We start from the raw sequence: 13948 nt of genomic DNA on the forward strand, positions 1-13948 counted from the left end.
CAAGCCATTTTCCGGCCTCGCTTCTTCACGCTTGACCACAGCACGAAGCAAATGTGTGCGCACGCTAGCCCACAAGGGGAGAAGGCAAAGGCGAACTACTTCGACCGTGAAAACGCCAGCCACAGGCCGCCACCGACCATGAAGCTGCCGCTGATCCTCGACAAAAGCTTGATGCGGCTGGCCGACAGCAGGCGCCCGGCGCGGCCGGCGGCCAGCGCGTAGGTCGAATCCGACATTGCCGCGAAGGTCATGGCGGTGAGGCCCATGGCGGCGATTTGCAGCGAGTAGTTGCCTTGCGGCGAAATGAACTGCGGAAAGAACGCGCCGAAGAAAATCAGCGTCTTGGGGTTGCTGAGCGCCACCAGCAGGCCCTGCAGGAAGAAGCCGCCGCGCGGCTTCCTGGCGGTTCCATCGGCGTTCAGCGTGCCCTTGGAACGGAACATCTGGACGCCCATCCAGATCAGATAGGCGGCACCGACAAGCCGCACCCATTCGAACCAGTGGCCCATGCCCGAAATCAGCGTGTTGAGGCCGATGCCGACGATGGCGATCATCACGGCAAGCCCGGCCTGCGTGCCGGCGACATTGGCGAGACCGGCGCGGGAGCCATGGCGGATGCTGTTGGCGATGATCAGCGTGACCGTCGGGCCGGGCACCAGGATGATGACGATGCAAGCGAGGACATAGGCGGCGTAGAGTTCGAGCGACATGATTTTTCCCTGGGAATGCCGCCGATACGGCGCAGCTGAGGACAATCAATGCATGGCGGCGATAGCGATGCAAGCCGGTGCGCGACGTGCCGCGACACGCCAGTGCATGCGGCTCAGGCGCCCGCCGGCCAGGGCAGCGTTGCCTCGTAGGCCGCCGCCGCCTTCAGCACGCCAAGGTCGCCGCGCGGCCGGCCAATCAGCTGCATGCCCATCGGCCGCCCCTTGTCGTCGAAGCCGACCGGCACGTTGACCGCCGGGCAGCCGCCCAGAGTCGCGGAAGCGGAAACCTGCATCCAGCGGTGGTAGCTGTCCATCGCGCGTCCGGCGATCTCGCGCGGCCAATGCGTGCTTACATCGAAGGGGAAGACCTGCGCGGTCGGCAGCGCGATGAGATCATAGCGGTCGAAGAGCGACAGCAACGTGCGATGCCAGGACGTGCGGATGACCGAGGCGGCGCGGATCCGCGGCGCCGTCAGCCGCATCGCGTTCTCCACTTCCCAGATGGCTTCCGGCTTGAGCAGGCGGCGTTTCGCGGGGTCGTCATAGTGTGTTTTGAGCGCACAGCCGCTGCTGGCTTGGCGCAGCGTCACGAAGGCCTGCCAGAGCGCTTCGAAATCGAAATCCGGCAGCAAGGGTTCGGTCAAGAAGGATGCCTCCGCGAACCGGCCAAGTGCTGCCTCGCACAGGCCGAGAATACCTGTCTCAACCGGCAGATGACCGCCGAGGTCGCCAAACCAGGCGATGCGGCCGCCAGTCGCTTTTGGTGCAAGCCCTTCGAGGAACGAACCCGGTTTCTCATAGGATAATGGCGCGTACGGATGATAACCCGCCTGCACATCGAGCAGCAGTGCCATGTCGGCGACATTGCGGCCCATCGGCCCGTCGACGCCCATCTGCGCATGAAAGACCTCGAGATCCGGTCCGCCGGGAACAAGCCCCTGTGACGGGCGGAAGCCATAGACATTGTTCCAAGCGGCCGGGTTGCGCAGCGAGCCGCCAAAGTCGCTGCCATCGGCGACCGGCACCATGTCGAGCGCCAGCGCCACCGCCGCGCCGCCGCTCGAGCCGCCGGCTGTCAGGGCCGGATCGAAGGCGTTGAGCGTCGGCCCGAAAACGGTGTTGTAGGTGTTGGAGCCAAGCCCGAATTCGGGGACGTTGGTCTTGCCGATAATGATGGCGCCGGCGTCGCGGATGCGCTCGACGAAGAAATCGTCTTCCCGGGGCACGAAATCGGCGAAGATCGGCGAGCCGAAGGAGGTCCTGATGCCTGTGGTCGAGGCGAGGTCCTTGATGGCGATCGGCAGGCCGAAGAGCGGGCCGGCTTCCGCTCGCACCGGATTGGCATCGGCCGCGTCGGCTTCGCGCAGGATGTCGCCGCGGTCGCGCAAGGAGACGATGGCGTTGACCAGCGGGTTGACCGCCTCGATGCGGTCGAGGAATGCCGTGACCACCTCGCGCACGGAAAGTGTCTTCCGGCGGATCGCGTCAGCGAGTTCGATGGCGGACAGGCGGCAGATGTCACCGGCCGGCGTCACGGCATGCTTTGTCCGAGGGCGCAGCATCTCAACGGGTTTCCTGCAACGCCTGGTCGACATCCCGGGCCAGCGGTATCGCCGGCTGGGCGCCTGGCTTGAGGCAAGCCAGGGAACCAGCCGCGCCGGCGCGCGCCAGCGCCTGTTCGAGCGTACGGCCGGACGACAGGCCAGCGGCGAAATAGCCGCAGAACGTATCACCGGCGCCGACCGTGTCGACAGGCGTGATCTTCCGTGCCGGAACGGTGAGGAAATCGGTGGGCGTCGCCGCCATCACGCCGTCGCCGCCGAGCGTGACGACGATGGTGTGGCCGGTCTTCCCGGCAAAGTCGCGCATGCGCGCCGCCCGATCGCGGCCTTGCAGTGACAGAGCTTCGCCATAGAGATCGAATTCAGTCTCATTGGCGACGGCATAGTCCGCCTTGCCGAGAAAGCCGGCTGCTTCGCCCTGGAAGGGTGCTGTGTTGAGCACGGTGATAGCCCCGGCCGATCTTGCCTGGTCGAGGGCGGCTTCGACGGTCGCCAGCGGAATCTCATGCTGCAGCAGCACGACATCGCCCTGTTTGAAAAAGGCCTTGGAGAGATCGCCGGGCACCACAGACGCGTTGGCGCCCGGTATCACGGCGATGATGTTCTCGCCGTCGTCGCCGACCATGATCAGCGCCGTGCCAGTCGAGGCGTGGGTCTCGGCGACGCCGGACAGGTCGACCTTGCCGTCGCGCAGCAGCGCCAGCGCGTCGGCGGCGAAGCTGTCCTTGCCAACCGCGCCCACCATGCGCACCGAGGCGCCGGCGCGCGCGGCGGCCAGCGCCTGGTTGGCGCCCTTGCCGCCGGGCGCGGTGGTGAAGGCCGAGCCGGCCACCGTCTCGCCGGGGCTCGGCAGGCGGTCGACATTGGCGATAAGGTCGAGGTTGATCGAGCCGATGACGATAATCAAGCAAGGCCTCCTGGCAGTACGAATTCAAAGTGTCGGAGCGTCCTCGTTGGTCCGCGCGGGCGCAGGTCGTTTACAGTCGTGCGGGAAGCTAACCTGTACGGCGGCAGCTTGCCAGACCGCGCGACGGGTTTGCCTCGATTTGAGGCATCGTGGCTTATTCACAGCGCACGGTGACCGTGCCCTGATAGGTGCCGGCGGGAAAGATACCGCTCGATTTGGTGGCGGTGAGGTCGACCTGCATGGTGTGGGTGCCGTTGACAACCCGCTGCGGCACACTTCCGTTGATGTCGACCCCCGAGCCATCGAGGCGGAAGACCGAGGCGAAGGTCACGTTGGTGTCGCCGCCGCTCGGTGCGGACGAGAATGCGGCTGGCGCCGGCGCCGAAACGGAATAGCAGTCCAGCAGATTGAGCAAGGAGCACAGCAGCGAGCTTGCCACGACAGTGGCGCTCGCGCTCGATCCGCCTGCCTGTTTGGAACCCAGTATGCCGATGGTGGGATTTGCAGTTATTGTTCCCGACGTCCCGACCATGATGGTGCAGGTGCCAATGATCGCCGCTTGCAGCGGAAAGCAGAAGCCGGCAAGTGCTGCCATCGCAAGCAGCGCGCGGTTATTTCTTCTTCTTTTTCTTGCCATCGCCGGTTCCGGTCCTGATGCTCCAGCCTTCGTTGGCCCATCCGGGTGATGCGGCCGCGGGAGCGCTGGCGGCCACGCTCGCCGTCTGGCCGTCGGCGCCGAGGCCCATCTTGAGGAGTTTCAGTTCCAGCTGCAGGCGGTCGACCTCAAGCTCGTAGAGGCGGCTGCAGTCGATGCGTTTCGGCGTACGCCCGATCGGGATCACCACCCGGCCATAGGTGGCAACGCTGTTGTCCGACTGGCTGTTGCCTCTGATGACGCCGAGATCGACATAGGCGCCGGTGCCGGAGACCGCGGAACGGCAAGTGGTGCCGTCCGCGGCATGGACCTCGTCCTGGCCCTGGGGCAAGGTGACGCCGGGCAGGTTGAAGCCGCTCTCGTTCTGGTTGAGATTATAGACATCCTCAGCCAGAACCGGCGAAATACAAGCCGTCGCAGCCGCGAGCGCGAATGTCAGGATTTGCGGCGCCCAAAGAACTTTCCGCATATCTGTGCCCTTATCTGCGTCTGTTGGTTGGGAAAGGGGATGCTTTCGGTACAGATACGCACTTTACGCTCGGCGGCGCCGTCGAAGGGCACGACCACAAGGACAGGACGGGAAGCCTGGGAAGCCAATTGGAAGGCACTCGGAGAGATCCTGGCGGCTACTGGCTGAAAATCCTGATCGTAGACGTGGATTTCGACCCGGATCTTCCGGTCATAGGGATTGGCGGGGAAAACGCGGACGGCGAAGACGTCGGTGAAGCTGTTGACCTCGCCACGCATCGGCGACATCGACTGGGCCTTGGCGGCAATGGGTGCCAATCCGACGGCCAATGCCGTCGCCAGGATTCGAGCATGTTTCAAGAATCCCTCCTTCGCTACGGCGTCATTCGCAGCGCAGCGTTACCGTTGCCTGATAGTTGCCGGAGGCGAAGCGGTTGCTGCCACCCTTGGTGCCGGCGAGATTGACCGAGACGAGGTCGGCGCCGGGGGTTCCGATGCTGGTGGCCGAGCCAGTCTCAACGATAGAATGCGTGCCCGCGGCGGAGTAGGTCGGTGTCCAGGTCGTCGACGTTACGTCGGCCGAAGGCACCGTCGTCGTGGTGACCGGATCGACGCTGAGTGACACACCTCCGGTTGTCGTCAGCGTCACGGTTCCGGCAGAACCGCCGCTGTTGTGGGAACTGAGGGATTGCAGATCGGGGCTGACCGTCATCGTACCATTGGTGGCAATGACAAGCGTGCAAGTCGGCGTGATCGTGCCATTGAAAATGACATTTTGCGGCGTGGCCAATGCGGTCTGGTCAAAACAGGCAACCAGCAGAACTGCGCCGAAGGCGGCGCGCAACAACGTCATCGAGACCTCCTATCAAGCCGGATCGCCCGAATTAATATGGGTCATCATCACTTTATCGTGGTTAATTTAGAGTTAACTAAAATAATAACTGAAAATAATAAACATGATAACCGGAGGTTGCATTCGGTTGCAAGCAAGCAAAATTAGACAAGAAATCCTAATTATACTTGATAATATCGATATTCACGATACCTGCCCGGCTTCCCAGCCCAGAATGGCGCGCTTGCGGGTCAGGCCCCAGTGATAGCCGGTGAGGTCGCCGGACTTGCCGATGGCGCGGTGGCAGGGCACCACGAAAGAGAGCGGATTGGCGCCGTTGGCGGCACCGACCGCGCGGCTGGCGGATGGCGCGCCGATGCTGGCGGCGATCGACGAATAGGTTCGGGCCTTGCCCATCGGGATCTTGAGCAGCGCCTCCCAGACCCGAACCTGGAAGTCGGTGCCGATCATGACGACATGCAGTGGCTGATCGGAGCGCCACAGCATCGGGTCGAAGATGCGCGCGGCATAGGGGCCTGTAGCAGTCATATCCTCGACATAGATGGCGTTCGGCCAGCGGCTGGACATGTCGGCGAAGGCGGCGCGTTCCTCGCCGGGGTCGCTGAAGGCGAGGCCGGCAAGCCCGCGGTCCGTGGCCATGATCAGGGCAGTGCCGAACGGCGAGGGATGATAGCCGTAGCGGATGGTGAGCCCGGCGCCGCGTGTTTTGTAGTCGCCCGGCGACATCGCCTCATGGGTGACGAACAGGTCATGCAGCCGGCCGGGGCCGGACATACCCAGTTCGAACGAGGTTTCAAGCAGCGGCATGCCCGAATCGAGCAGCCTGCGCGCATGATCCAGTGTTACCGCCTGCAGGAAGGCCTTGGGCGACAGGCCGGCCCAGCGGGTGAAGAGTTTTTGCAGGCCGGTCGGCGTCTCGCCGACCTCCTCGGCCAGTTCTTCGAGGGAAGGCTGATCGCGATAGTCGAGGCTAATCTTCTCGATGGCACGGCGCACGACTTCATAGTCGCTGCCTTGCGGCGTGATGTCCTTTTCGAGGATCGCTGTGTGTGTGCTCATGGAACTGTCTCCTTGAGCCGGAATATCGCCCCTTGGGGCGTCGATCGCCACCCGAAACTTGTCTTCTGGCCGCGCATGCCCAGATAGACTCCGATTTCGAGCCCAGGAGTCGCCCATGGCTGACAAAAAGGCAGATCTCACCGGGGCAAAGGAGACCTTGCTGATGACGCTCTACGGCAAGGCGCTGGAGAGCCGGTTGCCGAATTCGCTGCTCGGGGATCGTTTCGCCGACGAGGCGGTGCGCAAGATCGACTATGATTTCTCCAGGCTCAAGGTCGACGGCAATCTCGGTGTCGGCCTGGCGATCAGGGCAAAGACGCTGGACGTCCGCGTCGAGGACTTTCTCGCCAGAAATCCTGATGCCATCGTGCTGCACCTGGGTTGCGGGCTCGATACGCGCATCTTCCGTGTCGATCCGCCACCAGGCGTGGACTGGTTCGATGTCGACTACCCCGAAGTCATCGAGCTCAGGCGCAAGTTTTACCCTTCCCGGCAGCATTACCATCTGGTCGCCTCGTCGGTGACCGAACCCGGCTGGCTAACTGAAGTGCCCCGCAATCGCCCGGCCATCGTGGTGGCGGAAGGGCTGACGCCATATCTCCCTGCCGATGAAGGGCCACGCCTGTTTGCGCGGCTTGTCTCGCATCTTGCCAGCGGCGAACTGGTGTTCGACGCCTACAGCCATTTCGGCCTGAAGCTGCTTCGTCTCAATCCGACCATCAAGGCGACAGGCGCCGAGGTTCATTGGGCGATCGACGATCCGCACGAACTGGAGCGAGCCGTCCCGAAGCTGCGATTCGTCGAGGACATCTCGGCCTACAAGCCCGAACACGCCGCCCGCATGGGCTGGTCCGCGAAACTGTTCGTTCGCCTTTGGACATACATTCCCGCATTGCGTAAGGTCGGCAGGCTTTTGCGCTATCGGTTCTGAAGCGTCCTCTCTGTTCGGCGCGCTTTCCCGCGAAAACCGCGCTTCACACTTTTCCTGGAATTGCTTCAGCGCGCCTTGGCGATCGCCAGCGCCCGTGAAAAAGCCGTGGCAAAGCTTTCTCGGGAGTCTGGGTCCAGGAAAGATCCGATCGGCACGTTCTGGCCCTGGCCTTCGACCGTCATCCGTGTGATGCCGATCTCGGCATGACGGGCGACCGAAAACCGCGCCCAGAACGGATTGAAGCGATGCGCTTCCGATTTACCGGATGGCGCCGTCTTGCGGATGTCGAGGCTGGTGCGCGAAACCGACACTTCCTCGCGGGCACGGGCGGCCCGATAGTTGACACGGAAGGCGATATAGACGGCGGCCACGTCGAGGCCGAAGAAGCCAAACACCGGCCAGGCACCGCGCGACAGGAAAAACGCGCCTGTCACCAGCCAGCCGAACAGCAGCGCGCTCATCAGGATGAAGAAGCCTGTCCGGCCCAGCGACCGGTGCGGGGTCAGCAGGGCGCGAAAGAATGGTTCGTCGGCCTGAAACGAGGCGTTTGTGTCGCTCATGGCGGGATATTATAGGAGGGAAATGACGAGCCCCAAGTCCAAAGATTCTTCCATCTCCAAAAAAGAGCTGCTGCCCGGCCGGCGTGATGGATCGAACGCCAAGCCGCGCCCGCGGCCGGTGCGGCGCACTTCGCGCTACAGCCCGGCCGAAGTGCACGAGATCTTCCGGCGGTTTTCCGTCCAGAGGCCGGAACCGAAGGGTGAACTCGAACATGTCAACGCCTTCACGCTGCTGGTCGCGGTGGTGCTGTCGGCGCAAGCAACCGATGCCGGTGTCAACAAAGCGACACGGGTGCTGTTCAAGGCCGCCGATACGCCGCGCAAGATGCTGGCGCTGGGCGAAGCCAAGGTCGGCGAGTACATCCGCACCATCGGGCTTTGGCGCAACAAGGCCAAGAATGTCATTGCGCTGTCGCAAGCGCTGATCCGCGACCATGATGGCGAGGTGCCCAACGACCGCGATGAATTGGTCAAGCTGCCGGGCGTCGGGCGCAAGACCGCCAATGTCGTGCTCAACATGGCCTTCGGCCAGCACACGATGGCGGTCGACACCCATATTTTGCGCATCGGCAACCGGCTCGGGCTGGCGCCCGGCAAGACGCCGGAACAGGTCGAGCAGGGGCTGCTCAAGATCATCCCTGATGAATATATGCGCCACGCGCATCACTGGCTGATCCTGCATGGCCGCTATGTCTGCAAGGCGCGCAAACCGGATTGCCCGGCCTGCGTCATCGCCGACATCTGCAAGGCAGAGGTGAAGACGACCGATGTGCCGGCACCACTGGTCGAGCTCGCACCGCTTGAAGCGGCCACCGCCTAAATCAGTAGCCGTAGCCGCGCGCCATCGCCGCCGCGAAGACTGGGATCATCAGGAAGATGAAGGCCTCGGCGCGGATGTAGGTCTTCACCGACGCAAGCTCGGTCGCCGGCACCAGGAACGAGGGATTGGCGCTCGCCTGCCTTTTCCAGGAAATGAAGCGCACCGTCGGGATGATCGACAGCAGCCCGACCATGCCAAACGCCGCCATCTTGGCCCAGAACACCCAGTTGTAGACGTAGAATTCCCAACCCTTGAGGCCATAGAAGACGCGGCCGATGCCAACGATGATGATCAGTGCGGCGATGATACCATAGTGGCGGTCGATGCCGGCGAGCCGCTTGAGCGTGGCAGCGGCCAGATCGCCGCGGATCAGGACGAATTCGGCGCCGATGATGCCCGCCAGTGAAAACACCAGCACATGATGGACAATGGCAAGCACAAGGTCGGTGGTGTCCATGTCGTCCCCTGGGTTTGACGGCACCGGCCCGCACCTGAAAAAGGGTTCGGTTGCAGGTGCTGAATCAGCCTGTCGTGAAAATAACACCGTCGCGCAAAATTCCCATAGCGGCGCCTGGATGATAGGCCGTATCGCCCTGGCCCTTGCACCGCGTCGGCGATTTGCTAAGCGCTGACGATCCGTGCGAGGCAGATCTCATGAACAATCCACAAACGACCGGCGCTCCTGTCATCGAGACGAAGCGAACCACCCTGCGGGCACACCGGCTGGGCGATTTCGACACCTATGCCGCGATGTGGACCGATCCGGTCGTCACCCGTTTCATCGGCGGCAAGCCGCGCACGCGTGAAGAGAGCTGGATGCGCTTCCTGCGTCACGCCGGCCTGTGGTCGCTGCTCGGCTATGGTTTCTGGGCGATCGAGGAGAAGGCTACGGGCCGTTTCATCGGCGAAGCCGGCTTTCACGATCTGAAGCGCGATATGGAGCCGTCGATCGAAGGCATTCCCGAGGCCGGCTGGGCGCTGGTTCCAACTGTTCACGGAGCAGGCTTCGCCACCGAGGTGGTAGGCCGCGTGCTCGCATGGAGCGACGAGGCGTTCGGGCGGGCGAAGACCGTCTGCATCATTGATCCGGAAAACGCCGCTTCGCTGAGGGTCGCGGCGAAGTGCGGTTACCGGGAAGTGGTGCAGATCACCTACCATGATACCCCGACCATCCTGCTGGCGCGGTGACCCTAGCGCCAGATCCAGATCTCCGGTCGAATCGATCTGAGATCTAAATCCGCCTCTAAATCAAAGGGATAGACCATGATGTCGTCCGAAAAGCCGCTTCGCACTTTTCGGCATCATGCTCTAGGCGGCGTGATCGACTGGACTTACCCGCTCTGCTAGCATCGATCATAGTGCGAAGGGGGATGATCGATGCGTGCATTCAAGACGATAGCCATGGCGTTTTTCTGGGCGGGGTTTGTTCTCGCGCTGACATTGCGGTTGGCCGCTGCCGACGCGACGGTGCCGACCGCCGATATCGAGGGCGCCGCCGACAACCATCTCGCCAAGCGCTACGAAGGCTCATTCATCGTCTCCTATGAGAAACTGGCCTTCACCGATTTCAGCGTGCCGCTGTCGCCGCTGAAGCCGAGCGCCGACCCGGACGCGCGTGATGCTATGAACAACCGTGTCTTCGCACCCGACAAGAAGGCCGAGGTCGAGGGCGCCTTGACCCGCATTGCCTATGTGCTGCCGGCCGAGCGCTCGCCGCTCGAAGTGCTGCGCAACTATCAGGATGTGATTGCGGCGGCCGGCGGCGAAACCTTGTTCGAATGCAAGAAGGAGGAATGCGGCGGTGCCGCTGACCGTTCGTCGAGTGGTGGCGGCGGCGATATGAGCCTGACGATGTATTCCTTCCATGAGAGCGATTTGAAGGACGCGGCATTCTCCAATGGCGCCTGCGCGCTGACCTCCGGCATCAACGACCAGCGCTATTTCTCGGCCAAGGTGCCGCAGGACGGTGGCGACGCCTATGTGACCGTGCAGACCTATTCGATGACCGACGATCTCTACTGCAAGGAGCTCAACGGCCGCACCGTTGCCATCGTCCAGGTGCTGGAACCCAAGGCGCGCGACAAGAAGATGGTGGTCGTCGAGGCAGCCAAGATGGCGGATTCGCTCTCGGCCACCGGCAGCATTTCGCTCTACGGCATCTTCTTCGACACCGACAAGGCCGACATCAAGCCGGAGTCGGAACCGACGCTGAAGGAAATTTCGACGCTGCTGGCCAACGACCCGAAGATGGCGGTGATCGTCGTCGGCCACACCGACAATCGGGGCGCCTTCGACTACAATCTCGACCTGTCGTCGCGACGAGCGCAATCGGTCAAGGCGGCACTTGTGTCGAAATACGGCATCGACGGGGGGCGGCTGACCGCTGCCGGCGCCGGCATGATGGCGCCTGTCGCCAGCAATGACGATGACGCGGGCCGCGCCAAGAACCGCCGTGTGGTTCTGGTCAAGCTGAACTGAGCGAGCCTTCCCAACGAGGACGCATTCTAGCTGGCCTTGCGGCGCAGCTTCTGCGCCGGATCGCCCCATGAATCGGTGACGGTGTCTGCGACCGGCGCGACGCCTTGGCAGAGCAATACCGTTGAAGCGTCAAATGGCCGAGGCTTCGCGATCGCATAGCCCTGGGCATAATCGACGCCGATCTTTTTCAGTGCGGCAATGATGCCGTCGCTTTCGACGAACTCAGCAATGGTGCGCTTGCCCGTGACCTTGCCGATGTGATGGATCATCTCGACCATGGCGTGGTCGATTCGGTCTTCCAGCATATCCTTGACGAAGCTGCCGTCGATCTTGAGGTAGTCGACCTGCAGGTGCTTCAGATAGGCGAAGGACGACATGCCGGAGCCGAAATCGTCGAGCGCGAAGCGGCAGCCCAGGCCGTGCAGATCGGCGATGAACCGCATGGCATTGTTGAGATTGGCAATGGCGCTGGTTTCGGTGATCTCCAGGCAGATCATGGCGGGCGAAATGCGATGGGCGAGGAATTGCTCGCGCAGGAAGCACAGGAATGTCTCGTCACCGAAAGTGGCACCGGAAAGATTGATGGCGCAGGTGGAGATCGGAGCCGTGCGCGGATCGGCCTGCCGCGCGGCCAGGATGGCGAACGTGTTGCGGACCACCCAGCGGTCGATCGACGGCATCAGGCCGTAACGCTCTGCCGCGGGAATGAAGCTTTGCGGAGTGACGAAGCCGCCGTCTTCGTCGGTCAGCCGCAACAGGATCTCGATATGTGCACCTGCCTCGGCGTCGTCGTCGTTGAGTGGCCAGATTTCCTGGGCATGAAGCCTGAAGCGGTTTTCTTCGAGGGCGGCGTGCAGGCGTTGCACCCAGGCCATCTCGCCGAAGCGCTCCTGCAAGGCCATGTCGCCATCGCTGTGGATCTGGACGCGGTTGCGGCCCTTTTCCTTGGCCATGTAACAGGCGACGTCGGCGGCCCTGAGCGTTTCCTCGATCGTCACTTGCGCATCGGCGATCTGCACCATGCCGATGCTGACGCTGGTGTTGAAGGGTCTGCCGTCCCAGGCGAAATGCAGGTCTTGCACGGCGGCGCGCAACCGTTCGGCGATGTCGGCCGCACTGTCGGCATCGCAGTCGACGAGCAGCACGCCGAACTCGTCGCCGCCCAGCCGGGCCAGCACATCGCCTGGCCGCAATTCATTGGTCAGCAGCGCTGAAATCCGGCGCAGCAGCTGGTCGCCCGCGGCATGGCCGCAGGTGTCATTGACCAGCTTGAACTGGTCGAGGTCGAGATACATCAGCGCGTGCTGGCGGGGCTGGTCAGCCAAGTCCGCGATCGTTCTTTCCAGCTGGCTTTCGAAGTCGCGCCGGTTGGCCAGTCCGGTCAACGCATCATGCGATGCCTGCCATGTGAGCCGTTCGATATAGTCCTCTTCGCGCGTCATGTCGTGGAAGGCGAGCACCGCGCCGACGACGTGACCGGAAACGAGCAGCGGCGCGCCGGTCACCGCGACGGGAACAACCGAGCCGTCCGGCCGCTGCAGCAATTGCGGACGCGCGCTGGAACGGCGCGGCTCACCGGCCCGCAGGCGCCCGATCAGCCTGATATCCTCGTCGCTGGTGTCCTTGTCCACAAGGCGAAATAACGACTCGATCGGCTTGCCCCTGGCGACACCGAGCGGACATGCCAGCAATCTTTCGGCGACCGCGTTCATGTAGTCCAGCCGTCCGTCGGCGCCGGTGCTGATCACGGCCTGTCCGATCGAAGCCAGGGTGATCTGCGCGCGCTCACGCTCGGCATTGAGCGCCAACTGGAACGCCTGACGCTGCGCCAGGAGTTTGCGCGTCCGCCACACGGCAAGCAGGATCAGCAAGGCGGCGGTGACAAGATTGGCAAAGGTAAGCAGCATCTTGATGAAGCGCGACCCCTCACCGAGGCTGTCCGAGAAGGCCTTGGAAAGCGGGTTGATCCGATGATCGATCTGATGGATCTCCGCCTTCCAGGCGCTGATCTCGGCCGCTGATGCCGGCCCTTTGCCCAGCGTCTCGTGCATAGCGTCGCCGAGCCGCTGGATGGCGAGGATCATGGTATCGGCAGCCGTCCAGTGCCGGATGGCGGCATCGAGATAGCTGAAGCCGCGGAAATTCTGGAACAGCCAGATCATCCCCGTCACGTCGTCGGGATGGTTTCCGCCCCGCAGGAAGCCGGTGCGCGCCGCGTTGGTGTCGGGTTCGGGCTGCTCAAGCGCCAGGCGTGCCGAACGATCGGCCAGCGGAACGGCGATCGCCCCACGATACTCGCTGAAGAATTCCTCGTTGCCGGTGCCGGCATAGAGGCTGAGAAAATAGATGGCGTGTTTCTGTCCCTTGGACCACTGGCTTTCGCCACCGACATAGGCGCGAACCGCCGACAGCGTGTAGAGGCTGAGGCTGGCAACCAGCGCCTGAACAAGGACGACGGCGATGAAAGGCCAGACGAGCCCGAGAAGACGGGGGCTTGCGTACATCGATGACAGCTTCATCGAATTTCCATGGATTTGCCATGATCCCTGTCAGCACGTCTGTCCGATTGTTTATTCGTCGGTTGAGACTGCGTTCGCCCTCATGTCGCTCAGCTGGCGACAACGGTCCGGTTATCATGGGGCGCTTAACGGCGAATAAAGACTTCAACTATTTGCCGAGCGATTCTTGTAGTGCACGGCTGAATATTACGCAGCGTCACGCTACTGCTTCAAATTGAATCGGATTGTATTCAGAACTCAGGGAGCGGATTGGTGCCAGGACTCCGCCGCGAGGCTCGCCCCGGCGCCGCAGCTCTATGCCGGCATTTTGCTGTTCGCCACGGTCGGGCACCTATGGCATTTCGCAATCGCCCATCGACCTCGTCATACTCTATCTGCTTGGGGGCCGCCGGCTTCCTGATGCGGCGCTTCGATTTTCCGACCGCG

At 62.8% G+C, this 13948-nt stretch carries 15 protein-coding genes; 4 read left to right on the forward strand and 11 right to left on the reverse strand.

All coding sequences use genetic code 11. The features are described from left to right. Positions 1 to 95: 95 nt before the first annotated feature. The 8 genes from NKH02_RS11255 to NKH02_RS11290 form a co-directional block, all read right to left on the reverse strand. The gene (locus tag NKH02_RS11255) at positions 96 to 710 is read right to left on the reverse strand and encodes a LysE family translocator (RefSeq protein WP_352878693.1); all 615 of its coding nucleotides are present in this window, start codon (positions 708 to 710) and stop codon (positions 96 to 98) included. 113 nt (positions 711 to 823) lie between these two features. Then, complete coding sequence (locus NKH02_RS11260; RefSeq protein ID WP_352878696.1) at positions 824 to 2272, reverse strand: amidase; 1449 nt, start codon at positions 2270 to 2272, stop codon at positions 824 to 826. Position 2273: 1 nt separating this feature from the next. Next, positions 2274 to 3179, reverse strand: coding sequence for a ribokinase (locus tag NKH02_RS11265; RefSeq protein WP_352878699.1), 906 nt, complete (start codon positions 3177 to 3179; stop codon positions 2274 to 2276). 154 nt (positions 3180 to 3333) lie between these two features. Next, positions 3334 to 3816: a hypothetical protein gene (locus NKH02_RS11270; protein WP_352878702.1), complete on the reverse strand. Its 483-nt coding sequence runs from the start codon at positions 3814 to 3816 to the stop codon at positions 3334 to 3336. Continuing rightward, entirely contained in the window at positions 3791 to 4303 is a 513-nt protein-coding gene (locus NKH02_RS11275; RefSeq protein ID WP_352869891.1) for a hypothetical protein, read from the reverse strand. The genes NKH02_RS11270 and NKH02_RS11275 overlap by 26 nt, the downstream gene beginning before the upstream one ends. Then, complete coding sequence (locus tag NKH02_RS11280; protein WP_352878705.1) at positions 4270 to 4662, reverse strand: hypothetical protein; 393 nt, start codon at positions 4660 to 4662, stop codon at positions 4270 to 4272. Before NKH02_RS11280 ends, NKH02_RS11275 begins: the two co-directional genes overlap by 34 nt. Before the next feature lie 22 nt (positions 4663 to 4684). Further along, positions 4685 to 5155: a hypothetical protein gene (locus NKH02_RS11285; protein ID WP_352878708.1), complete on the reverse strand. Its 471-nt coding sequence runs from the start codon at positions 5153 to 5155 to the stop codon at positions 4685 to 4687. 183 nt (positions 5156 to 5338) lie between these two features. Continuing rightward, the gene (locus tag NKH02_RS11290; protein WP_352878711.1) at positions 5339 to 6214 is read right to left on the reverse strand and encodes a methylated-DNA--[protein]-cysteine S-methyltransferase; all 876 of its coding nucleotides are present in this window, start codon (positions 6212 to 6214) and stop codon (positions 5339 to 5341) included. 115 nt (positions 6215 to 6329) lie between these two features. Here NKH02_RS11290 and NKH02_RS11295 point away from each other — a divergent pair, with 115 nt between their 5' ends. Beyond that, positions 6330 to 7145 (forward strand): class I SAM-dependent methyltransferase, encoded by an 816-nt coding sequence (locus NKH02_RS11295; RefSeq protein WP_352878714.1) that lies wholly within the window; start codon positions 6330 to 6332, stop codon positions 7143 to 7145. Between the two features lie 65 nt (positions 7146 to 7210). Here NKH02_RS11295 and NKH02_RS11300 read toward each other — a convergent pair whose 3' ends face one another. Further along, positions 7211 to 7705 (reverse strand): DUF2244 domain-containing protein, encoded by a 495-nt coding sequence (locus NKH02_RS11300; protein ID WP_352878716.1) that lies wholly within the window; start codon positions 7703 to 7705, stop codon positions 7211 to 7213. Between the two features lie 22 nt (positions 7706 to 7727). On the opposite strand from NKH02_RS11300, the gene nth reads away from it, so the two are divergent. Beyond that, positions 7728 to 8525 (forward strand): endonuclease III, encoded by a 798-nt coding sequence (nth, locus tag NKH02_RS11305; protein WP_352878719.1) that lies wholly within the window; start codon positions 7728 to 7730, stop codon positions 8523 to 8525. 1 nt (position 8526) lies between these two features. Here nth and NKH02_RS11310 read toward each other — a convergent pair whose 3' ends face one another. Further along, positions 8527 to 8982: a DUF2214 family protein gene (locus NKH02_RS11310; protein WP_352878721.1), complete on the reverse strand. Its 456-nt coding sequence runs from the start codon at positions 8980 to 8982 to the stop codon at positions 8527 to 8529. Positions 8983 to 9179: 197 nt separating this feature from the next. Between NKH02_RS11310 and NKH02_RS11315 the strand changes: the two genes are divergently transcribed. Together NKH02_RS11315 and NKH02_RS11320 are read left to right on the forward strand one after the other, a co-directional pair. Further along, complete coding sequence (locus tag NKH02_RS11315) at positions 9180 to 9713, forward strand: GNAT family N-acetyltransferase (RefSeq protein ID WP_352869877.1); 534 nt, start codon at positions 9180 to 9182, stop codon at positions 9711 to 9713. A gap of 189 nt (positions 9714 to 9902) precedes the next feature. After that, positions 9903 to 11003 (forward strand): OmpA family protein, encoded by a 1101-nt coding sequence (locus NKH02_RS11320; RefSeq protein ID WP_352878724.1) that lies wholly within the window; start codon positions 9903 to 9905, stop codon positions 11001 to 11003. A gap of 26 nt (positions 11004 to 11029) precedes the next feature. Here the strand turns inward: NKH02_RS11320 and NKH02_RS11325 are convergent, their stop codons facing one another. After that, positions 11030 to 13522 (reverse strand): EAL domain-containing protein, encoded by a 2493-nt coding sequence (locus NKH02_RS11325; protein WP_352878727.1) that lies wholly within the window; start codon positions 13520 to 13522, stop codon positions 11030 to 11032. Positions 13523 to 13948 lie beyond the last annotated feature (426 nt).

The sequence above is a fragment of the Mesorhizobium sp. M1396 genome (genome assembly GCF_040317725.1).
GTDB lineage: Bacteria > Pseudomonadota > Alphaproteobacteria > Rhizobiales > Rhizobiaceae > Mesorhizobium.